The sequence below is a fragment of the Pantoea vagans genome, assembly GCF_004792415.1.
GTDB lineage: Bacteria > Pseudomonadota > Gammaproteobacteria > Enterobacterales > Enterobacteriaceae > Pantoea > Pantoea vagans.
Genome location: NZ_CP038855.1, coordinates 146,688 through 168,672, shown reverse-complemented (window position 1 = coordinate 168,672; position 21,985 = coordinate 146,688). Strand labels below are relative to the sequence as shown.

Annotated in this window: 20 protein-coding genes; 8 read left to right on the top strand and 12 right to left on the bottom strand. The window is 53.1% G+C overall.

Annotation, left to right across the window (positions count from 1 at the left end; translation table 11 throughout):
• Window positions 1-298: 298 nt before the first annotated feature.
• Entirely contained in the window at window positions 299-523 is a 225-nt protein-coding gene (locus EGO56_RS22205) for a DUF3606 domain-containing protein (RefSeq protein WP_013356498.1), read from the bottom strand.
• A 371-nt stretch (window positions 524-894) separates the two neighbouring features.
• On the opposite strand from EGO56_RS22205, the gene EGO56_RS22200 reads away from it, so the two are divergent.
• A complete protein-coding gene (locus EGO56_RS22200; RefSeq protein ID WP_013356499.1) occupies window positions 895-1,134 on the top strand; it encodes a hypothetical protein in 240 nt (79 codons plus the stop codon).
• Between the two features lie 175 nt (window positions 1,135-1,309).
• Window positions 1,310-1,798: an Hsp20 family protein gene (locus tag EGO56_RS22195; RefSeq protein WP_135911166.1), complete on the top strand. Its 489-nt coding sequence runs from the start codon at window positions 1,310-1,312 to the stop codon at window positions 1,796-1,798.
• A gap of 72 nt (window positions 1,799-1,870) precedes the next feature.
• Here EGO56_RS22195 and EGO56_RS22190 read toward each other — a convergent pair whose 3' ends face one another.
• The 3 genes from EGO56_RS22190 to EGO56_RS22180 all read right to left on the bottom strand — a co-directional run bounded on the left by EGO56_RS22190 (window position 1,871) and on the right by EGO56_RS22180 (window position 4,434).
• Window positions 1,871-2,635: a MerR family transcriptional regulator gene (locus EGO56_RS22190; RefSeq protein ID WP_135911165.1), complete on the bottom strand. Its 765-nt coding sequence runs from the start codon at window positions 2,633-2,635 to the stop codon at window positions 1,871-1,873.
• 201 nt (window positions 2,636-2,836) lie between these two features.
• Entirely contained in the window at window positions 2,837-3,046 is a 210-nt protein-coding gene (locus EGO56_RS22185) for a CsbD family protein (RefSeq protein ID WP_010256969.1), read from the bottom strand.
• A gap of 173 nt (window positions 3,047-3,219) precedes the next feature.
• Entirely contained in the window at window positions 3,220-4,434 is a 1,215-nt protein-coding gene (locus EGO56_RS22180; RefSeq protein ID WP_135911164.1) for a diguanylate phosphodiesterase, read from the bottom strand.
• Window positions 4,435-5,375: 941 nt separating this feature from the next.
• Here EGO56_RS22180 and EGO56_RS22175 point away from each other — a divergent pair.
• Window positions 5,376-5,609 carry a DNA polymerase V subunit gene (locus EGO56_RS22175; RefSeq protein WP_095708319.1) on the top strand — a complete coding sequence of 78 codons (234 nt, stop codon included), beginning with the start codon at window positions 5,376-5,378 and terminating at the stop codon, window positions 5,607-5,609.
• An 80-nt stretch (window positions 5,610-5,689) separates the two neighbouring features.
• On the opposite strand, the gene EGO56_RS22170 is transcribed toward EGO56_RS22175, so the two are convergent.
• The gene (locus tag EGO56_RS22170; RefSeq protein ID WP_135911163.1) at window positions 5,690-6,019 is read right to left on the bottom strand and encodes a hypothetical protein; all 330 of its coding nucleotides are present in this window, start codon (window positions 6,017-6,019) and stop codon (window positions 5,690-5,692) included.
• 630 nt (window positions 6,020-6,649) lie between these two features.
• Between EGO56_RS22170 and EGO56_RS22165 the strand changes: the two genes are divergently transcribed.
• Together EGO56_RS22165 and EGO56_RS22160 are read left to right on the top strand one after the other, a co-directional pair.
• The gene (locus EGO56_RS22165) at window positions 6,650-8,308 is read left to right on the top strand and encodes a methyl-accepting chemotaxis protein (RefSeq protein WP_135911162.1); all 1,659 of its coding nucleotides are present in this window, start codon (window positions 6,650-6,652) and stop codon (window positions 8,306-8,308) included.
• Window positions 8,309-8,923: 615 nt separating this feature from the next.
• A complete protein-coding gene (locus EGO56_RS22160; protein ID WP_135911161.1) occupies window positions 8,924-10,849 on the top strand; it encodes a methyl-accepting chemotaxis protein in 1,926 nt (641 codons plus the stop codon).
• Between the two features lie 52 nt (window positions 10,850-10,901).
• On the opposite strand, the gene EGO56_RS22155 is transcribed toward EGO56_RS22160, so the two are convergent.
• The 4 genes from EGO56_RS22155 to EGO56_RS22140 all read right to left on the bottom strand — a co-directional run bounded on the left by EGO56_RS22155 (window position 10,902) and on the right by EGO56_RS22140 (window position 16,326).
• Window positions 10,902-11,702 carry an MBL fold metallo-hydrolase gene (locus tag EGO56_RS22155; RefSeq protein ID WP_135911160.1) on the bottom strand — a complete coding sequence of 267 codons (801 nt, stop codon included), beginning with the start codon at window positions 11,700-11,702 and terminating at the stop codon, window positions 10,902-10,904.
• Window positions 11,703-11,777: 75 nt separating this feature from the next.
• Window positions 11,778-12,893: a metallophosphoesterase gene (locus EGO56_RS22150; RefSeq protein ID WP_135911159.1), complete on the bottom strand. Its 1,116-nt coding sequence runs from the start codon at window positions 12,891-12,893 to the stop codon at window positions 11,778-11,780.
• Window positions 12,894-13,131: 238 nt separating this feature from the next.
• The gene (locus EGO56_RS22145) at window positions 13,132-15,459 is read right to left on the bottom strand and encodes an FdhF/YdeP family oxidoreductase (protein WP_135911158.1); all 2,328 of its coding nucleotides are present in this window, start codon (window positions 15,457-15,459) and stop codon (window positions 13,132-13,134) included.
• Window positions 15,460-15,987: 528 nt separating this feature from the next.
• Complete coding sequence (locus tag EGO56_RS22140; protein ID WP_033785317.1) at window positions 15,988-16,326, bottom strand: cupin domain-containing protein; 339 nt, start codon at window positions 16,324-16,326, stop codon at window positions 15,988-15,990.
• A 201-nt stretch (window positions 16,327-16,527) separates the two neighbouring features.
• On the opposite strand from EGO56_RS22140, the gene EGO56_RS22135 reads away from it, so the two are divergent.
• Window positions 16,528-17,265 (top strand): 2-phosphosulfolactate phosphatase, encoded by a 738-nt coding sequence (locus EGO56_RS22135; RefSeq protein WP_135911157.1) that lies wholly within the window; start codon window positions 16,528-16,530, stop codon window positions 17,263-17,265.
• A 44-nt stretch (window positions 17,266-17,309) separates the two neighbouring features.
• Here the strand turns inward: EGO56_RS22135 and yajD are convergent, their stop codons facing one another.
• From yajD to EGO56_RS22405, 3 genes are all read right to left on the bottom strand, one after another.
• Window positions 17,310-17,657 carry an HNH nuclease YajD gene (gene yajD / locus EGO56_RS22130; protein ID WP_013356513.1) on the bottom strand — a complete coding sequence of 116 codons (348 nt, stop codon included), beginning with the start codon at window positions 17,655-17,657 and terminating at the stop codon, window positions 17,310-17,312.
• Between the two features lie 117 nt (window positions 17,658-17,774).
• The gene (locus EGO56_RS22125; protein ID WP_185948894.1) at window positions 17,775-18,056 is read right to left on the bottom strand and encodes a helix-turn-helix domain-containing protein; all 282 of its coding nucleotides are present in this window, start codon (window positions 18,054-18,056) and stop codon (window positions 17,775-17,777) included.
• A gap of 170 nt (window positions 18,057-18,226) precedes the next feature.
• The gene (locus EGO56_RS22405) at window positions 18,227-18,394 is read right to left on the bottom strand and encodes a hypothetical protein (protein ID WP_167493470.1); all 168 of its coding nucleotides are present in this window, start codon (window positions 18,392-18,394) and stop codon (window positions 18,227-18,229) included.
• A gap of 43 nt (window positions 18,395-18,437) precedes the next feature.
• Between EGO56_RS22405 and EGO56_RS22400 the strand changes: the two genes are divergently transcribed.
• Both EGO56_RS22400 and EGO56_RS22120 read left to right on the top strand, forming a co-directional pair.
• On the top strand, window positions 18,438-18,602 hold the full coding sequence (locus tag EGO56_RS22400) for a hypothetical protein (RefSeq protein WP_167493469.1): 165 nt from the start codon (window positions 18,438-18,440) through the stop codon (window positions 18,600-18,602).
• A 77-nt stretch (window positions 18,603-18,679) separates the two neighbouring features.
• A complete protein-coding gene (locus tag EGO56_RS22120) occupies window positions 18,680-21,784 on the top strand; it encodes an efflux RND transporter permease subunit (protein WP_135911156.1) in 3,105 nt (1,034 codons plus the stop codon).
• Window positions 21,785-21,985 lie beyond the last annotated feature (201 nt).

The window sequence follows — 21,985 nt, the reverse complement described above, 5'->3', positions numbered from 1 at the left end:
TTTTATATTTTCAGCCCGGCGTTCCAGCGCTGTTAAGGTTTATTTTCAGGCAGAAAACCAATAAGCATTCAGGATGGTTACTATTATTTCTAAGTCGGTTTTTTTGGGGGAACTGTCATGATGCCGGAGGCAGGATCGTTATGCGCAGGCTACTCTGCGGGATAACTTCTTCAAACACAACGCAAAAGCCGGGCAGGAATCCGGACCGGCAGAGATGACCTGTCAGCGTGTTCCGGGCTGATGCAGGCCAATCCACCGCAATGCCGGCGTTAACACAGCGTTTCTGTCAGCAATCAGCTTAACGTTTGATGCCATTCAGAGATTGAGCCGGGCGACGTGGGGGCGGGTTCTGTTCCAGCCAGTCACGCACCTGTTCAGTCCGCGCGCCGCTTTCACGGATCGCGCGTGTCAGCCTTTCCTGGGTTGTCCTCAGCTCCTGAGTCCAGTAGGTGATTTGCCACTGTTCACGAATTTCCACATGCGACAGATCGTCGGGTGAGCGACGCTGGATGGGATTTTTCATTTATTATCCTCCTCTGGTTTCAATGATGCAGCCTGAACAGGAACCTCAGGCTAAACATCTATCCTGATGAAGAAAGCGGCATTGAGGTAGCGGATTAATCCCTGAATGGTCCTTAAGTCAAATAACAGGATAATTCCTGGCGGAAGAAATAAAGCATTCTAAGGAAATAGGAAAAGTACTGTGAGGACGAAATATGCCGCTTCGCTTACAGAAAAATTTCGCTTAATTGTTGATTCTGAAATTTGACATTTAAGCAAAATAGTCAATTATTCTCTGGTCTTTTCGCTCTGAGCGCTTTCAGGTCGCTTCGCTTTAATCGATGGCGAAGCGCTGTGCTTTTGCGTTTTTAATCATGTTGAAGGAGTGTTTGTTTGGTTAATCGTCCCCCCAAGCCGCCTGTGGTTGTCCAGAGTAATGTGCGTGAACTTCGTCTTGCCGCTGGCCTCTCACAACAGAGCGCCGCTGAGCGTTTTGACCTAAGCCTAAGAGTCTGGCAAACCAAAGAAGCGGCAGGTAACCCGACGCTACTCAGCCAGGGTGAATATGAACTGCTGTTATTACTGGCGGGTTGTCATCCCCATTTCACTCTTGCGCCTCAGAGTAAAAAGTAACGGCTCAGTTAATACCCTGAAATGTATTTCTGTGATAACCGGCCGTACAGTCACGTTAAAAAAAATTCTATTAAGCCACTTGAAAGCTGACAACCGATCCCTATTTTAGCGATGATCGGGAATATGATACCGGTCAGATGAACTTTTGGATGAACCTGTTCAGGAGATTATCACCATGTCTGTACAACAGTTTTCTGTTTTTCCTTCGCTGACGGATTCTGTCTTTTCAGACCGTTTTAGCCGTATCGATAAATTGTTCAGCCAGCTGACTGGCGACAAGCCGGTGACGTCAGTTCCCGCTTACGATCTGCAGCGGGTTGAGGATAACCGCTACGCGCTGACCGTCAGTGTACCCGGCTGGAAAGAGCATGAGCTGGAGATAGAACTACGTGGCGGCCGGCTTTCGGTGGCAGGTCACCGGGATGATGCATCCGGGGAGTCGTCCGGCGAGGCCCGGCAGGAGAACAGCGGCTGGATCCATCGCGGCATTTCCCGGCACGATTTTCAGCTAAGCTTTTCGATTCCGGAGCACATGAAGGTGACCGGTGCCAGTCTGGCGGACGGTTTACTCAGCATTGATTTGATCCAGGAAATACCGGAGAGCGAGAAACCGCGTCGTATCCCGATTGCGATCGGCGGACCACGAACGCTGGAACATCAGTAATGTGAACAGGGCGGAAGCGGCTCAGGCTGTTTCCGCCCTGTTAACTGCTGGCAGGGAAGAAGGTCAACCGCGTCAGGCGCTGGCAGACATAGCGCAGACAGGGGTTTGCAATTCGGTATTTGTTCCGGTCAGCATAACGGGATCACCCGCCTCCAGGCTGGCGTGAAATGCCGCCTTCATCGATGCACTGATACCATCGCCACACCACATCAGATGATGCTCAAAACGGCGATGCGCCACGGCGGGAACACCGCATGCGGCCGCTGCGACTTCAACCCGGAAGCCCTGTCCGTTGAGCCGTATCGCCTCCATCCAGATTTCAGTTTCATCCGTTACGCTGACCGCTTCAAGAAACAGCGGTACGGTGCTGCGTCGCCGTGCGGCCAGCGACAGGCGCTCCCACTGGCCGATGACGGCACTATGAAAACGCTGCTGACGCTGGGCTGCTCCTTCGCTGAGGTCAGAACGCAGCCAGAGGTTAAGCGGCCGCAGATAGCGATTAACATAGTCATCGCCACAGTAGTCGGTATTCATCATCTGCAGTTCACGTTCAACATCTGCGTCCGGATTGTTTGCCAGCAGTTGCAACATATCCTCTTCCCGGCAGGCCCAGCCGCCGGGCAGCGTGACGCTGGGCCAGTTAAGGGCAGCATGGATATCAAACAGCGTATGGCCTCCTGATGTCATTTCACGAACGCATAGCGCGCGCGTGAGCTGCTGGTCTGAGTAGCCAGCAGGGCCAGGCGGTGTGATCAGCCCGGCCCGGCGCCAGCGACGCAGGGTTTCAGGAAGAACACCAACGAGACCACATACGGTGTCGGTAGAGTGCTGAGGCATAGTTGATATCCGTGAAGCGTTGCAATCCCATGATCGGGGAAGATGGCCGCAGTATGCGCGCCAGGAATAAATAAAGAAACAATCATTTCCATAATCTGTTCATGCGACGGATACAGAGAAGTCAGAGAGTAAATAAACAGATGGAGAGAAAGGCTGACGGGCAGGTGCCGGGCGCAGAAACGCCCGGCGATTAAGAACGCTTTACCAGTGGTACTTGTTGGAATCTTCCCACTCTTTCACTTCTTTTTCGGCACGGTCTTTCTCGTAGCCGTAGCGTTCCTGAATTTTACCGACCAACTGATCGCGCTTCCCTTCTACAACGGTCATATCATCATCCGTAAGATCACCCCATTTTTCCTTGACCTTACCTTTGAACTGCTTCCAGTTGCCGCCAATGCGATCTTCGTTCATGGTGATTCTCCCAATTCCGGTTGTTATCCAGGGACCTGATGAATATCTGTCCTGCCAGAAGGCTGTCAGATGGATCAAGCATGGCACAGCTTTTGCTTTTTGCAGCGAAGCGGTGTGAGCCGCTTCAAACTATGAGCAAAAGGGCAGGCAGGGGAGTGTTTCTGCCGGGGAAATCACGGGCGTCGTGCAGGCCAGCTCACAGCAGGCAGGGCGTTAAGGGCAGGGCGGGCAAACAGAAAGCCCTGGTAATAGCGGACCCCGGCACCTTCCAGCCAGAGCCACTCTTCAATTTTCTCGACGCCTTCCGCAATGACCGTAATTTCCAGCGCCTGACAGCATTTAAGGATGGCCAGCACAATCGCCTGACGCGGGCCGCTGCGATGAATATCGGTGATCAGCTTGCGATCGATCTTAACTTTGTCGGGCTGGAAATCGGCCAGCAGCGACAGGCCTGCGAAACCGGCACCGAAATCATCAAGGGCCAGGCTGATTCCGGCTGCTTTCAGCTGCCGCACGGCAAACTGAAAGGCATCGAAGCGGGAGATGACCTCATCTTCAGTCACCTCAACCACCACCTGCTCAGGGCGCAATCCCTGTTGCCTGATCTGCTGAATGAGATGTTCAACCGCATCGTCGATCATTACCAGCGACATAGGCAGCAGGTTGACGGAGATCGTCTGCTCCCGCAGGCCGAGATGTCTGGCCAGCTGAAACGCATAGGTTTTGGAATGGAGATCCGCCTGATAACGTTCGCCTTCCGGCAGCTGTGAAAAATAGTCTGCGGGTGGTGTGCCCTGAAGACCGCGTATCAGGGCTTCGCAGGAGACAATCCGGCGATTCGCTGCGTCTACGATAGGCTGAAGCGCAAATTCACAGCGCTGATCCGCTGCAGGCTGCAGGGGTGGCACAGCACTCACGGTAAGGGGCGTAGTCAGTGTCCACTCGCTGGCAGGGGCAATCCCGATAAACGTCTCTTTATCTCTGCCTTCGACAAAAGAACGCAGGAACTTCACTACCCGGTCATGTCTGATTCGCTCATCAGTCAGGGTGACCCGTTTAAGCAGGGCTTCTACGACGGTATGTTTCTGATAGTCACGTAAATCAAACAAGGCCATGCCGGCATGACCAAAGCGACGTGAAGGGGCGTAATCTCGCATCAGTTCAATCAGATTAAAATGCCGATCATCCCGACTGATACGCTGAAAAACCGTGTGGACATTCTCGACGCTCCCTTCAAGCACCTGAAAAAAGTGCTGCCCGTCATAGAGCAGTATCCCGGTGACTTCAGCTTCAGCGTTTTTGATACTGGCGCGCTCCACCAGCGCTTTAAGCTTCTCTGGGGAGACCGAACCCGCAAGCTGGCTACGGTAAATCAGGGTGGAGAGCATAAGCAAACTCACATGGCAGGAAGTTACTGACTAACCATACCACAGAATTATTGATGGTTAAGGGCATAACTGCGGCCTATATATCGTTCTGCTTGCGGCATTAAAGCGGGCACAGGGCAGGGTTTCAGGCATTAAGCACACACATGTCAGCTGACGTTTCGATAATAAACTGGCGAATAAGCAGAGATAAAAGAAAAGCCCCCGCAAAAGCGGGGGCGAAGAGCGGATATAGCGCATTATTATAACGTCACGACATCCCTGGTGAGGCGCCGGTCATTCGGATTGTGCCTGATTATTACGCGCTTTATATTCTCCTTACCATGTTGTTCTGGCGGGATTATTAAGCGGGTAAAAATCAGTTTCTCTGATATTTCAGAAAATTGTCCTGATATTCAATCAACTGGTTTGGGCTTTTAATAACATCAGCGCAGCCATTGAATTATCAGGTTACAAATCCACCACTTTTCCAGTCGCAATCTTAACGTCTTTAGCAGGTTTACCCGGCACGCTTAAACATCACCGGTCTTCAGAGGTAACTGCGTGTCGACATCTGCGTTATCTGAAAAAGTGCCCCCTGCAAAAGGGGGCAAGGGTAGGAGTCAGATCACTCTGAAACAGAAGTGGATTTCGTTGCAGAGCCATTTAAAGATAGGGCAAAACCGCAGTTATTTCCGCTGCGGTTAACCCTTTTTTTAGTTAGATATCAAATAATTAAAATGCTTACAATATAGAATAATGAGCAGGATCAGTCAGTTAATTGGATATGAAAACGATTACTAAGATTAGGATTAAAGTCCTGATCTGCCTGCGGCTACGGCTATTAATGGCCATAATTCAGGCATCCAAAGCATGTGAATGCAGACTTGACCGCCTGACGGATTAATTATACTGTTCATAAATACAGTACTATTTCAAACAAAAGCCGTTGTGGAGTCAATGTGATGTCACAGGATGATGAGATCTGGCATGCGTTCAGAGAGGCGACAAGACAGGATGATGCCGGTCAGTTTACCGTCAGCACGCGGGATTTTGTGGCGGAGCTGCAACAGCGCAACGCACCACATACACTGCGAGCCGCAAATACCTGGATCGAGATGCATATCACGACCTTCAGTGATATCTCTGTTGAGCCTGGTGAGTGTCGGTTGTTTCAGATGCCTGCGGCGCGCAGTTAACACGCGCCGCAGACCTGAAAATAACACTACAGTGCAGGTATTTCAGCCACGCTGCTCTGGCCGATGCTGACTGAATGGCTTCAGAGCCTGGACGAATGACGACCCATATCTGACCGATCCTGATAGTTAGGATTAGCAGGATAGCTCTTCTCGCAGGCCATGCGTGCCAGATTGAGCGCAACTTTACGCTTTTTAAGCTTTAACTTTGGCAGCCACTCTTTGAACTGCGCCGTCAGCGACGCTGCCTGCTGTTCAGTTGTGACGCGACAGATAAACAGCTTGCTCTTCGTCTGGCGGCTGACATCAATGGCGTAGATTTCAAAGCCTGCACTGCACTCTTCATATTCAACATCCGTAAACTGCATGTGTGGCCAAAGACCGGTTCTGGTTTCAAATGTGGCTAAATCCATGAGAACTACCTTTTTTATTGTAAGCGTTATTGCTGCGCGACAGACTTAAGCCTGGTCGGGCCAGTGAGCATAGACCACAATCAGCATTCCGCCAGTGAATTCCCTGATTTAATCTGGCCCTGACACAAATGGCTAAAATCTCAGAGGTGTACCGCCAGGGTTCATCCGGCCATGTTTACACGTATCAGTTAATCTGATAACTCGCCCACATTTCGAATGTTCGTCCCCGGCAACGCCTGCTATTCGCCGCACTGACGTTGCAGGATCTGTTGCCCTCTTTCATGGTGTTAATGTGCCTCTTAATAACAATTATCATCAGCGATCCTGTTGAATTAGCATGCTAATCATCAGATCCCAACGGACAGCATCTCAGGCCTGATCATGACCATCGGGTTGTGTAAATATCGTGTAAACAGGCAGGCGGATTTTCGTCGGGATGCGTTGTTAAAGGGAAAAGTTGAAATGAGATCACTCACTGAGAACATCGTGAGGTAGTTCACTCTGTTACAGACGCAAGGAAAAATAAAAAAATATATCCTCCACGATTGATTAAAGCCCTGCAGACGAAAGCCGATAAAAATAATCCAGTTCAAACTATGTTCACACTTATTTTCTCTCCAGGGGACGTTTATGACTATTACACAGCGTCTGGTATTGATTTTCTCACTGCTTGCAATGTCACTGATTGCGCTGGTGATTATTTCTTTATCAGTGATTTCGGGCTTTCAATCCCGTTTTGAATACGTACAGATGAATGCGATACCCAGCATTCGTGATCTCAACAAATCGATCAGTGTCACCAATCAGTTAGGGATAGCTCTTTATCGCCACCAGAGCACTACCGATGCGACAAAATTCCCTGCTGCGGAAGAGCGCATTGAAAATCTGCTTCAGCAGGTTAAATCACTGAATGATTATTACATGGCGAATGACATCTCCAGTGATGAAGATAAAGTGATGACCGAGCAGGCCTATAAAAATCTGGATGCGGTTCGCAGCGCATTGCCGGAATTTCTTGCCGCGTCACGCGCTCAGAATGATGCTGTCGCGTTACCGTTACTTCAGAGTGATAATGGCGTAGGGGCTGCTGCCCGTAAAATGGAAGCGGATTTTACCCGTCAGATTCAGCTGAATATTGATATTGGCGAACAGCTCAGGGCTGAGAACAAGCGCATTTATTCGCAGACCCTGTGGGCGATGTCTGGTGGTTCGCTGCTGCTTGTTCTGCTGCTGGCCGGTTTCTCCGCTAAGGTGATCCTCGGCATTAAAAGGAGCCTCTCAGGCATTGTCAACACCATGACGCAGGTGAGTCATACGCTTGACCTGACTCATACCGCGGAAGTCAGCAGTAAGGATGAGATCGGCAAAACGGCGATGGCGTTTAACCAGTTGCTGTCACGCGTTTCCGGCACGCTGCTTTCGGTCAGTCACGCCGCGCAATCGGTCAGTGCCGGATCCACGCAGATTGCTGCAGGTAACGAAGATCTTTCCGCGCGTACTGAAGAGCAGGCGGCATCTCTTGAGCAGACAGCAGCCAGCATGGCGACGCTGAGCGAAACAGTTCGTCAGAACTCAGAAGGCGCGCATCAGGCCAGCAGCCTGGCGAATAACGCCAATCACATGTCGATCCAGAATGGCACGTCAGTGAAGCAGATGCTCAACACCATGGATGAAATCCGCGCCAGCTCAGCCAAAATTTCTGAGATTACCGGGTTGATCGAAGGCATCGCCTTCCAGACCAATATCCTGGCACTGAATGCGGCAGTCGAAGCAGCACGTGCAGGTGAACATGGTCGCGGCTTTGCTGTGGTCGCGTCTGAAGTGCGTAATCTGGCGCAGCGTTCCTCGTCTGCCGCACGTGAAATCAAAGACCTTATCTCAACGTCGGTTTCACAGGTGGAGCACGGCTTAGAGCAGGCCAGCGGCGTGGGATCAAACAGTGAAAATGTCCGTCAGGCGATTCAGCAGGTAGCCGATCTGGTCAATGAAATCGCCGCGGCGACCTCTGAGCAGAGCAAAGGCATTGAGCAGGTTCATCAGGCGATTGGCCAGATGGATGAGGTGACGCAACAGAACGCCTCGCTGGTAGAAGAGGCTTCATCCGCCTCTAAATCCCTGCAGGAGCAGGCAGAGACGCTGTCAGGGCTGGTAGCGACCTTTACACTGGAGAGCAACCAGCGTGCCGTGCAGTCGCAACAGCCCGCTGGTGTACGCCGTCCGGTATTGCAGGCGAAGCAGCCTGAGCGCCACACCGTCGACATGACTCAGGCGAACTGGGAAAGTTTCTGATAGCTGAGCAGTAAAATCCTGGCCTCCACACTGTGGGGGCTTTTTTTTATCATTTATAAGCGAAATAAGAATAATTTTTATTTAAATAAAAATGAAATGAAATCGATTTCATTATTAAATTGTCCTGCCGGAATTAACTCTTTAGAGTGAGGTGAGACTGTGTCGATATTTATAAGAAAAGAGTTCGTCAGGGTTAATAGCGTAATGGAAATTGATTCGATACAGTGCGGATGTCTGTTATCGGCGACGAATGCATTAACTTGAATTTCTTTATTTTCATAATGGTGATGCTGAAGTCAGGCTTACGACTAAAAAGGCTGATGTGTGCATTGTTATTTTATATTATTGATATATATTACTATTTTCAGATTTAGCTTAGGTGAAACTTGCAGTAAATATCGTCATTTTATTCACTGTAAAATAACGTACCGCAATCTATACTCCTTTCTGTTGCGATATGCATTTCTGAATTTTTATACCCAACCCCTTTCTTCATGGCGATATTGCGCTGCATGAGGCGTCTCTGGCTATGTAAAAGAAAGGGTAAAAATAATATGACACGAGCAATTTTGTGCACTACTCACCTGCACGCCCCACACATCAGAGCGGAAAAGAATGAAAAAAATACTCGACCGGATTAATTTGCCAGCAAAATTCCTGTTACTGGGATCCTTTGCACTGGTGCTGTTTATTTTACCTACCTTTCTGTTTATTCAGACAGGCAACCAGCTTATAGATACCAAGAATGTAGAGCTATCTGGCATACCGGTTGAGAAAAAAGTCCTGAAACTCCTTAACCTGTTACAACGTCATCGTGCAGAGAGCGCTATCGCCATCTCCCTTAACAAGCCTGATAACGCACCACGTCTGGCGCTCGTCTCGCAAATCAATACGTTATCCGGAACGATTGCTGACGATCTGCGCAAGGATGACGAGCAGGCACAACCGCTGAAATCGCTGCAGCGGGTTAATCAGGAGTGGGGTCAGCTGCAGGATGACATCAACGCTGGCAAACTCACGCTGGCAACCAGCCTGACGCGTCACGCCCATCTGATTCAGGCGTTACTGGACACCAATCAGGATGTGCTGGATTTTTATCAGCTTTCGCTGGATGCGGATTTAAATACCTACCAGCTGATCGTCAGCATCTATAGTCGCCTGCCGCTGCTGACTGAAACGCTGGGTCAGATCCGTGCCAATGGTACGTCGCTGATTGCCAGTGGAAATATTTCTGAGTCCGATCGCAGTCGTCTGGCATTCCAGATTGATAACGGCAGAACGGCTCTGGCACAGTTCAGCAAAAATATGGACAAGGTGTTCTTCATTGAGCCGGATCTGAAAACCACGTTCTCCGGTCTGGCAGAGGATGCGAATCAGCAGGCTCAAGGCGCATTGCAACTGGCTGATAGTATATTTGTGAGCGGGCACGCCAGCGTGGCACCGGTTGAATATGTACGGGTGTTTACTCAGGCGATCAACCGCTATGCGGAGCTGGGCGATCAAACCAGTACCCGTCTGCAACAGATGATGGAAGGACAGATTGATAAAAGGCGTCAGGCGCAGTATCTGCTGCTGGCTGGTCTGCTGGCCGTCGCTCTGCTGGCCGTTTTGGTGGCGGTAATGATCACCCGCTCTGTGACCCGCCCGGTCAAAGAAGCGGTCGAAGTGGCCAGTCGCGTCGCGGCGGGCGATCTGACAGCACAGCTGACGATTTCCGGTAGTAATGAAATGGCTGAACTGCTGAATGCGCTGATGCGGATGCAGCAGCGTCTTGCCCAGCTGGTTTCGGATATCAAAGGTAACGCCGCCACCATTGCCAACTCTTCGGAAGAGATTGCCCGAGGCAATGGTGATCTTTCGTCGCGCACCGAACAGCAGGCGGCTTCACTGGCTGAAACAGCGGCCAGTATGGAACAGCTGGCCTCAATCATTCAGCAGAATGCGGATAACACCCGCTTTGCCTCTGATCGCGCTGAATCAGCGACGCAGGCGGCACTATTAAGCGGCGCGGCGATGGATTCCGTGATGCAGACCATGCACAAAATCCGCGGCAGTTCGGGTCAGATTGAAGAGATCACCTCTGTGATCGACAGCATCGCTTTCCAGACCAATATTCTGGCACTGAACGCAGCGGTTGAAGCGGCGCGCGCCGGTGAGCAGGGCAAAGGTTTTGCGGTTGTCGCATCCGAAGTGCGTGCGCTGGCACAACGTTCAGCCAGTGCAGCAAAAGAGATCAAGAGCCTGATTGAGCAGTCGGTCGGTCATGCGCAGGAAGGGATTGCGATGGCGCAGAACGCAGGCGACAAAGTGAAGCAGAGCGTCAGTGCTATTGAACAGACTTCTCAGCTGATGCGGGATATCTCTTCTTCATCTGAGGAGCAGAGCAGTGGTATTTCGCAGGTCAATATTGCGGTGAACCAGATGGATCAGGTGACGCAGCAGAACGCCGTGCTGGTGGAAGAGTCGGCCTCCTCTGCGGATGAACTTGCTGCACGCGCAGGGCAGTTACGTACCATGGTTGCGGTGTTCCAGACGGCATAATGGTGGTAAAACAGCCGCCACCTGTGGGCGGCTGTTATTCTCTCAACGCCTGTTACGCCTGGTGATCGCTCAGACAGGCCAGATAGGTTTCTCCTGACCGCATCACTTTCGTTTTCGCCTGCTCACGAATATCCTGACCTTCAAACGCGCCATAAAGCTGCCCGAATGCTACGTCATCAAGCCGATGCAGGATGTCGCCTACTGTGGCAGCTGACAGTGGCAGCATATTTGGGTAGCTCCACATAAACGACACGCCATGCGCACCCGGCGTGACCTGAATGATATCACCCGCCAGCATCACCCCTTCGCCCTCGTCCCAGTGCAGCACGCTGCCACCGGGAAAGTGGCCGCCCAGCCGTAACAGCGTCACACCCGGCATCAGCGCCAGTGAATCCCCCTCCCAGAACCGGATATGCGGGCTTTCCCGGACAATCCATTGCCGATCGCGGGCGTGCAGATGCAGGGGCGCGTGAAACGCCTCAGCCCACTCCTGCATGGTGGTGTAGTAGTGCGGATGAGAAATTGCGATAGCATCAATGCCGCCCAGCGCCGCGATTAGCGTGTACGTGGCGTCATCAAGGTTAGCGATGCAGTCCCAGAGCACGTTGCCGTGCGGCGTACGCAGCAGAAAGGCTCGCTGATTAATGGCAAATTCAGGCACGGTTTTAAGGCTCAACAGCGCATCGCTGTGGGCCGTCCACTTATTGGCGTGGCTGGCGCGCAGCACGTCAAACGCGATCCAGCCCTGGCCCGTGGCAGGAACGTACTGACGTTCATCCTCACAGATTTTACAGTGCTGATTCGGGGCATCACAGGGGTAAGCCGTCCCGCAGGCGGTACATAACATCGTCATGGTGATCTCCTTTGTCTCAAACAAGCTTATGCATACCTGCGAAAACCGCACTTTGCTGACATAATTCGCAGACGATCACCGCTGGCGGCGCAGCGTAATCCGCGTCAGTTCCGAGGGACGGCCCAGCCTGACCGCCATGCCTGGCCAGAGTGCCGTGCCGTTATTCACATAGAGCTGCATTCCGCCAACCTGATAAAGCCCGGACACAAACCCGGCGTTGGGTTTAGCAAACAGCCGGTCCAGTCCGATAATCAGCCCGCCATGCGTATGCCCTGAAAGCTGCACATCCACGCCCTGCGCCGCGTTCTGGCGGGCATTGCGCGGCTGATGATCCAGCAGGATCACCGGTGCGTTTTCAGGTGCCTGCGCCAGCGCGCGGGCCAGGTCGGGGCCGGTTGCATTTCTGCCGGGTGCGGAGGCGTCCGGCAGACCGGCAATCACCAGCTTTGCCGCGCCGCGCTGGATGACGGTATGACTGTTGAGCAGCGGCTGCAACCCCAGTGACGCCAGATGAGCCGTCCAGACTGCCTGATGGAAGAAATATTCGTGGTTACCGGTAATCGCCCATACGCCATCAGGGGCTGCCAGCCCACGCAGCGGCGCGACGTCATGCCGCCTGTGTTCCAGGCTGCCATCGATCACATCGCCCGTTACCACAATCAGATCGGCGTTGAGAGACATCGCTCGCTCAACCATCGCGGCGGTCCAGGCCGCATTAAACAACCGGGTGATATGCAGGTCGGTCAGCTGCAGCAGCTGATAGCCCTCGAACTCAGCGGGCAGGTCAGGCAGGACCAGTGTTACCTCTTTGACTGGCGGCACGCGTATCGCCTGCTGTACCCCAACGGCAGCCAGCACCATCGCCAGCATCACAGCCAGGTAGCGAACACCGGGCACCAGCTCCAGCGGATGCCGCAACAGCAGCGCGATCAGCATGACCGCATCCATCAGCATCTGGAGCAGCGCCAGCAGCAGCACGGTGCTATACGCCCAGTTAAACAGGATGATAATAATGCGAGGCATTTCGGCGGAGAAAATACCGCCCGACGTAAAGCGGCTTACCAGCAGATATTGTGAGGCCAGTAAAACCAGTGCGGAGAGCAGGATCTTGACGGCCAGTGGCAGGGATAAGGGAATGATGACGCGCGCAATAACATACCAGCTGGGTAAGCTGAAAATCAGGTGAAACATAGCAGTCTTCCGGTAGGGCGCTGAATATCCGCGCAGGCAAATAAGAGACGATCGTTTATAGAGCTGTTTTCAGCACATGAGTGTATACGATGCTGCCGTTCGGGTTACTTCGCGCGGGGTGCTTTACGGGTGATAAAACAGCTGGAGGGCCGAAAAAAGGATGCCAGCAGGCCGCAAAAGCAAAAACAGCGTGACCGGAACACCGGCCACGCTGGCAATATTAACTGGGCAGGTCAGACTAGCGAAGAATACCTGAGGTGGTGTGCGTCTCGTCGGTTACGCGCGTCATCGCGATCGGAATACTTTTATAGGCGGGAATGCCGCTTTTGGTATCGTGGCTGTCGAGCGGAACCATCACATTAGCCTCCGGGTAGTAAGCGCCGACTGAACCAGGTGCCATATCAATAATCACGATGGTCAGGTTTTTCATCTGACGCGAGGTGGGATTACCCTCCGGATCCAGCGCCATGAGATCGACACGGTCACCCACGCGCAGCTCTCGTTTCTCCGCCTCTTCCGCATTGATAAACAGCACATCGCGGCGGCCCGTCACCCCACGATAACGGTCGTTCAGTCCATACAGCGTGGTGTTGTACTGATCGTGACTGCGCAGGGTGGTGAGCACCAGATCATGGCACTTCAGCGAGCGGGGATCTTCGTTGATGCCCTGCATTACTTTAAACTGCGCACGACCGGAAGGCGTGAGCCAGACGCGTTCTGATGCGGCGTTATGGAGCCGGAAACCTCCCGGATGCTTAATCCGCTCGTTGAAGTTTTCGAACGCCGGGAACACGGCTTCAATGGCATCACGGATACGGCTGTAATCGGCGACCATGGCTGACCAGTCAACCACGCTGTCGGGCAGGGTTGCCTTAGCGAGTGAGGCGACCAGCGCCGGTTCAGATTTAAGATGGGGTGAGGCCGGGTTCAGCGAACCGCGAGAGGCATGCACCATTGACATCGAATCTTCAACGGTCACACTCTGCGCGCCTGTCGCCTGAACATCGGTCTCAGTCCGGCCCAGCACCGGCAGCAGATAGTTATGTTTTCCGAGTAACAGGTGTGAGCGATTAAGCTTGGTGGCCATATGCACCACCAGATCCAGCTTGCGCATCGCCGGGAATGTCACCTGGGGATCGGAGATTGCCTCTGCCAGGTTACCGCCCAGGCAGAGCAGCGCTTTGGCTTTACCATCGCGCATCGCCTTGATTGCCTCGACAGCGCCGTGACCATGTTCCTGTGGCGGACGGAAACCAAAGACCTTTTCAATGCTATCCAGCAGCGACTGCGGCGGGATCTCAGTGATGCCCACTGTGCGGTCACCCTGGACATTAGAGTGACCGCGTAACGGACAGATCCCCGCGCCCGGCTTACCGATGTTGCCGCGCATCAGCAGCAGGTTCGCGATTTGCTGGACATTCTGCGTACCGTACTGGTGCTGGGTAATTCCCATGCCATAACAGATGATGGTCCGTTCAGCGCTGGCGTAGAGCCGGGCGATATGCTGGATCTCCTCACGCGCCATGCCGGAGACTTTGAGGATGTGCGGCCAGTCGGTGCTCTCCAGGTCAGCTTTCAGGGCATCAAAGCCTTCGGTGTGCTCGGAAATAAACGCTTCATCGATGACGCCGGGTTTTCCTTTACTCAGCGCCTCTTCGTGCATGGTGAGCAGGATCTTCATCACGCCTTTGAGCATCGCCGCGTCGCCGCCCACCCGCACTTTGTAATAGGTCGAAGCCAGCTCAGTAGAGCTCATTGACAGCATCTCAATCGGACTCTGCGGCGAGGTAAAGCGTTCCAGCCCGCGCTCACGCAGCGGGTTGATCGCCACAATAGTGGCTCCGCGCTTAGAGACTTCCCGCAGCGTGCCGAGCATGCGTGGATGGTTGGTTCCAGGGTTATGACCGATGCAGAGCACCAGATCGCAGTGGTCAAAATCCTCCAGCTCTACCGTACCTTTGCCGACGCCAATCGACTCCGGCAGCCCGACGCTGGTTGGCTCATGACACATGTTTGAGCAATCGGGGAAATTGTTGGTGCCATATTCGCGGGCGAAGAGCTGCCACAGGAACGCCGCTTCATTTGAGGCGCGGCCCGACGTGTAGAATTCCACACTATCGGGATCCTCATAGCTGCGCAGATGCTCACCAATCTCCCGGAACGCCGTCTCCCACTCGATGGGCTGATAGGTGTCGGTAGCAGGATCGTACTTCATGGGATGGGTCAGACGTCCTTCGCCCTCCAGATGCAGTGCGCTGCGCTCCCACAGTTCGGTCACGGTATGAGCAGCAAAAAATTCCGGCGTGGTGCGCTTGCTGGTGGCTTCCCACGAGACGGCTTTTGCGCCGTTTTCGCAGAACTCGAAGGATGAGGCATGCTGTGGGTCGGGCCAGGCACAGCCCGGACAGTCAAAGCCCTGTGGCTGGTTGACTTTAAACAGGGCGATCACATCCTGCTTTACAGACATCTGGCCACGGATAGCATCGGCAACCGCCTTAAGTGCGCCCCAGCCACCGGCAGCACCGCCATAAGGGGCGATGCCATTTGTGCGATTTTGCTCTTTCATAATGCTCCACATTGTCTCTATTGTTATTGGCTAAGCCTGGTACATAAAAGGGAACAGCAACGTGGATTCTGGCTATTATTCAGCGAAATTTTTTCTCAAAATGTTTCGGTAGGGCCGTGCGCTCTGTTTTTCTGGTATGAAATAAGCGTGAGGGTGACGCAATAATAAACGAGACGGCCGTGTTTTATCTCATGGGGAATTTATCAGGAACAGTAAGGCGGTTATGGCTGGCAATGAGGTGATCGCAAGTAACGCATTGATATAAAAACATAATGATGCGATTTCACGTCTGTGATATTTAATTAATATGATTTCTTGCAGGTAAAGTCATTACGGTTAATATTCCCATCTGTACGCTAAAACAAAAAGAATATTCACAACGGTATTATTAGCGTAACGGGAGTCGGGGAAATATAACGGGTCGTTATTACCGCACAAATTAATAAGCCGTTCTGGTATTTAAACTATCGTTCAGCCGGTATCTGTCCACATCATGAGACAGCGCCATTGCCCGACGCTGCTGGCCGATCAGGAGAGGTCAGTACGATCGCCTCGTGTTGTCGGATGAGAAATTACAATAAATTCTACTGGCGCATCGCTGTTATTTCTGGCCTGGTGTTTAGCGTGTGGCGGAATTTCGATTCCCTGTTGCGCACTGATATCATGCACTTCGCCCTCCAGCTCCATCGACAGCACGCCCTGAAGAACAAAGAAAAACTGCCGGGATGAAGCATGATAGTGTCTTTTTTCACGGGTGCCGGGCGGCATTTTTTCATGAATGACTAACATATCTTTGCGGTTCATCAGATACCAGCCATCACACCCGTCACCCCAGCTATAGTGTTCTGCATTCTCTTTTGAAATCATCATTCTGCGCTCTGGTTATTATTGAAAAGTCTGAAGCCCTGACTAACTATACAAGGCCAGGTTACTGGCCCTCAATTTTTAGTGTCGGTAATAACTTCAATGTACTTTGACTGTGCTGATAACTTAATCGGGGATGATCCGCCAATGGCGTGTCGTGGATTGAGCGGCGCACACCTGACAGGCTGTAACGGAGGATGAGATATGCAATGGTGGGATCAGGAGAGATTTAACGTTCGTCTTGAGTGGGGCGATGCTGCCGTCCGCTACGCGGCAAAAGATGTGGAGTGCATCATTATCGTCGATGTGATGTCCTTCTCTACCTGTGTCAGCCTGGCGGTCGATAATGGCGCACAGGTTTATCCTTATCCATGGAAAAATGCATCTGCCATCGGTTTTGCAAACAACATCGGCGCACGACTCGCCAGCTACGACAGACTGTCTGACGCAGGCGGTTTTAGTCTCTCTCCGGCCTCGATTCGGACAATAGAACAGGGCGAGAAGCTGGTTCTGCCGTCTCCCAATGGATCAACGATTTCATTCCTGGCCCGTGATATGGCTGCGGGCGTCACTGTATTCAGCGGCTGTTTCAGGAATCTCACGCAGACAGCAAAGGCCTGTCGCAACTTCGGGCGTATTCTGGTTATCCCCTGTGGAGAGCGCTGGCCCGATGGCACGCTTCGCCCGGCCATAGAGGACTATGCTGCAGCCGGTGGCATTATTGCAGCCATCGGGCATGACCGTTGCTCCCCTGAAGCAGCAGGCGCGGTTGCCGCCTGGCGGCAGCTGAATCTGTTATCTCTTCGCGAATGCGCTTCAGCCCTGGAACTTCACCAGCGCGGATTTCAGGAGGATGTCGATCTCTGTCTGGATCTGGATAGCGCAACGCGGGCCTGCCAGTTGCAGGGGGATTTTTATGCGGCAGGTACGGAACGGGGCTGAGCCTGTCAGCTCGTTGTTGTCCTGACAGGCTCAACATTCAGCGGTTACTTCTTCTTATTCAGCATCGACTTCAGATCGGCAAACGGATTGTAGGTCGCTTCACCCACATCTTTTTGTGCATCCTCGCCAGCCACCACGCGGGTGCCATACTGGTCAGCCTCAGTGTACTTTGAGTGCTCGTGATCGTGACAATAGAGACACAACAACTCCCAGTTGCTGCCATCTTCCGGATTATTAGTGTGGTCGTGATCGATATGGTGAACCGTCAGCTCGCGCAGATTTGAATAAACAAATTCTCGTGAGCAGCGCCCACACACCCACGGATAGATTTTAAGTGCTTTTTCACGGTAGCCGCTTTCCAGCCGCGAATAGTTTTTGGGGATCAGAGCCATTGCAGTTATTACCTGTTTTGCAGAGGTGTTCACGATAGTGCAGTCACTATATCCCACAACGGAACCCGAGGAGAAATCCTCCTGTTCTGTATGCAGAGAAGCCATGAAACCAGGGTATTAGCTGAAAAATAGAGTAGCTGCTTTAACGCCACACGCTCTCGCATATCTGGAGAGATTCTCGACGCTGGCTGATGTAATGTTTTTTTCCATACGTGAGAGCGTAGAGGGGGCAATGCCCATTCTGGCTGCTACATCAGCACTCTTTAATCCGGCATGACTGCGCCACTCGGCTAACAAGGCCTGTAGTCGCTCTTTGCGTGCTTCAGCTTCATAGGCAGCCTGAAAATCATCTCTTTGCATGAGTCTGGCTTTCATCTCAGCCAATGTTTTATGCGCCATCGATCATCTCCTCCAGTTGGGGAAAAAACGACGATTTTACTGTGGTTATTATATTATTCCAGATAATAAAACTTCCATAGCTATGAAGAAATCACAAAATAAATATTATTAATAATCAGAATGATATAATCATGAAGACCACTATTTACCGCTTTGCTTAAAATTCCACGCTAAATGTAGTGCCGCACGCCATAAACCGCCCAGAAAATCGCGTTAGCTCCCAGATAAATCCAGCATCCCCAGTAGGCAATAGGTTCACGGCGGGTGCGGAGTTTGGGCAGGAAGATCAGTAAATAGAGTGCAGAGGCGATAAGCGAAACGAAGTAGAAAAATTTCATTGTTCTCTCCTGGTTAATATCCTTTATTTCAGGATAGTCAGGGATGACCATTTTGCTCAGTGCATCATCAGATGCGTTCCACACCAAGGTTTTTGGCAACCACGCCGGAAGTGACCCGTTCTGGCTGCTACAAAGCGAACTGGCGGCACAGCGTCGCAATCGGCCCTGTACAGGAAAAGATAACGTCAGGATGTTTAACCGGATGTAACAACCTATAATCAACGCAGTTTGTTGACCTGCAGGAATGCAGGTCTTGCTCCCGCCCCAAAGGAAGAGATCCCGCTGATGTTTTCTCGTTTTTTTATTTATCGCCCCGTCTTCGCATGGGTTGTTGCCATTTTAATTATGTTGCTTGGCGCGCTCTCTATTACGCTGCTGCCGGTTGAACAATATCCCGATGTTGCACCGCCCTCGGTGAATATCAGTGCAACTTACACCGGTGCCTCTGCGGAGACGCTGGAGAACAGCGTCACTCAGGTGATTGAGCAGCAGCTGACCGGGCTGGATAATCTGCTCTATTTTACCTCCAGCAGCAGCTCGCAGGGGAATGTGTCGGTCACCGTCACCTTCAGTCAGGGCACCGATCCGGATACCGCACAGGTGCAGGTGCAGAACAAGGTGCAGCAGGCGCTCTCGCGTCTGCCCAGCGAGGTGCAGCAGCTTGGCGTCACCGTGACCAAATCGCAGTCGAACTTCCTGCTGGTGATGGGACTGTATGACACGACAGGCAAAAGCAACAGCACCGATATTGGTGACTGGCTGGTCAGCAATATGCAGGAGCCGCTGGCCAGGACCGAAGGCGTCGGTGACATCCAGGTGTTCGGCGGACAGTACGCGATGCGCATCTGGCTCGATCCCTTCAAGCTAAACTCTTATGCGTTGCAGCCCTCCGACGTGTCGGCAGCGATACGCTCGCAGAACATTCAGGTTTCAGCCGGCAAAATCGGTGGTCTGCCATCACCCGACAATCAGCAACTTACCGCCACGGTCAGAGCGCAGTCGCGACTGCAGACACCTGAGCAATTCCGCAACATCATTGTTAAAAGTGATAAAAGCGGTGCCATCGTGCGGGTAGGGGATGTGGCGCGGGTGGAGCTGGGCGGCGAATCTTATGACATGACCACCCGACTCAACGGGCATCCTGCGGCGGGGGTCGGCGTAATGCTGGCACCAGGTGCGAATGCGCTGGCCACGGCGACGCTGGTCAAAAACAAAGTTGAAGAATATCGCCATTCTATGCCGGAAGGTTACGAAGTGGCCTATGCCCTCGACAGTACTGATTTCATCAAAATCTCCGTTGAGGATGTGGTCATCACCCTGATCGAGGCGATCGCACTGGTGGTGGTGGTGATGTACCTGTTCCTGCAGAACATCCGCGCCACGCTGATCCCGGCGCTGGCGGTGCCGGTCGTGCTGCTTGGCACCTTTGGCGTGCTGGCGCTGTGCGGCTATACCATTAATACCCTGACGCTGTTTGCGATGGTGCTGGCCATCGGCCTGCTGGTGGATGATGCGATCGTGGTGGTGGAAAACGTCGAGCGCATTATGCATGACGAAGGTCTGCCGGCGCGTGAGGCAACGGAAAAGTCGATGAAAGAGATCTCCGGTGCGCTGGTGGCTATCGCGCTGGTGCTTTCCGCTGTCTTTCTGCCTATGGCCTTTTTCGCCGGCTCAACTGGCGTGATCTACCGGCAGTTCTCCGTCACTATCATAGCCGCCATGACCTTCTCTGTGGTGGTGGCGCTGACCCTGACGCCTGCGCTGTGTGGCATGCTGCTGCGGCCAACAGCACCCCATCGTAAAGGCTTCTTCGGCGGATTTAACCGCTTTTATGCTGCCACCGAGCGTCAGTATCGTTACAAAGTGGTGAGCACGTTGCGTCGTCCGCTCATCATGGTGTCACTTTACGCCGCAATGGGCGTGGTACTGTTTGTGATGTTCACCCGACTGCCGGGTAGTTTCCTGCCGACCGAAGATCAGGGCAGCATTATGCTTCAGGCGACGTTGCCGGCGGGCGCCACGGCCAGCCGCACCGAGGCCGTTAATAAGCAGATCGTTGACTGGTTTCTGACGGAGGAGAAACAGAACATTGATGTGGTCTTTACCATCAACGGCTTTAACTTCAGCGGTGCGGCGCAGAATGCCGGTATGGCGTTTATCAAGCTTAAAAACTGGGACCAGCGACCCGGCAGTGAGAACTCTGCTGAAGCGATTGCCGGACGTGCCACCTATGCGCTTGCGTCGATTCGGGATGCACAGATCTTTGCGCTGACGCCGCCGTCGGTGCCGGGGCTGGGGCAGAATAATGGCTTCACCTATGAGCTGCTGGCCAGTGGTGGCACTACCCGTGAGCAGCTGGGTAGCCTGCGCGATCAGCTGTTACAGAGCGCCGCACAAAGCCCGGATCTGATCGGTGTGCGGGCAAATATCCTGCCACAAACCCCGCAGCTGCAGATTGATATCGATACCAGCAAAGCGGTGGCATTGGGACTCCAGCTGGATGATGTGACCGACACGCTGACCAGCGCCTGGGGTGGAGCGTACATCAATGATTTTATCGATCGTGGCCGGGTGAAACGCGTTTATCTGCAGGGCGATGGTCAGTATCGCTCTGCGCCATCGGATCTGGATAAGTGGTACATCCGTAACAGTGAAGGCACCATGACGCCGTTCTCCGCATTTGCCTCGACCCGCTGGACCATGGGGCCGGAAAGTCTTAACCGCTACAACGGTTCTGCCTCCTATGAAATCCAGGGACAAAACGCCGAAGGCTTCAGTTCCGGTGATGCCATGAACACCATTGAGCGGCTGGCGAATGAACTACCGGCCGGTACGACGGGTGCGTGGAGCGGACTTTCACTGCAGGAGAAGCAGGCAGGCGGGCAGTCGACCACGCTTTATGCGATCTCGATTCTGGTGGTTTTCCTCTGCCTGGCGGCGCTGTATGAGAGCTGGTCGGTGCCGTTCTCCGTGCTGTTAGCGGTGCCACTCGGTGTACTGGGTACGGTGCTGGCCGTGGCGCTGCGCGGATTAAGCAACGATATCTACTTCCAGGTGGCGTTACTGACCACGGTCGGGCTGACGTCCAAAAATGCGATACTGATTATCGAATTTGCCGAGGATGCGGTGCGTCGGGGCAGTTCGCTGAGTGCTGCGGCGTTGCTGGCGGCGCGAACCCGCCTGCGACCGATTATGATGACCTCACTGGCCTTTATCGCCGGGGTGATCCCGCTGGCGGTGGCGACCGGTGCCGGTGCCAACAGCCGCATCGCTATCGGCACCGGTATCATTGGCGGCACGCTGGCGGGTACCGTGCTGGCTCTGTTCTTCGTTCCGCTGTTCTTTGTGCTGGTGAAGCACTACCTGACCCGGCATCGTGACGCAAAATAACGCTCTCAGCTCGTCTGTCGGACAGGACAGGCGGGCTGAAATCACGGTTCCTGCGACTGGAAATAAAGCGTGCCGTCAGACCTGCTATCCGGGTTGCGAATACCAGAGAGGTGAAATAGCGTAAAAGTATTTTATGGTGGAGAGAGGAGGGACGAACATCGGCGTGGATTCACTCGGGAGAGATGCCACTCCATGGCGTAA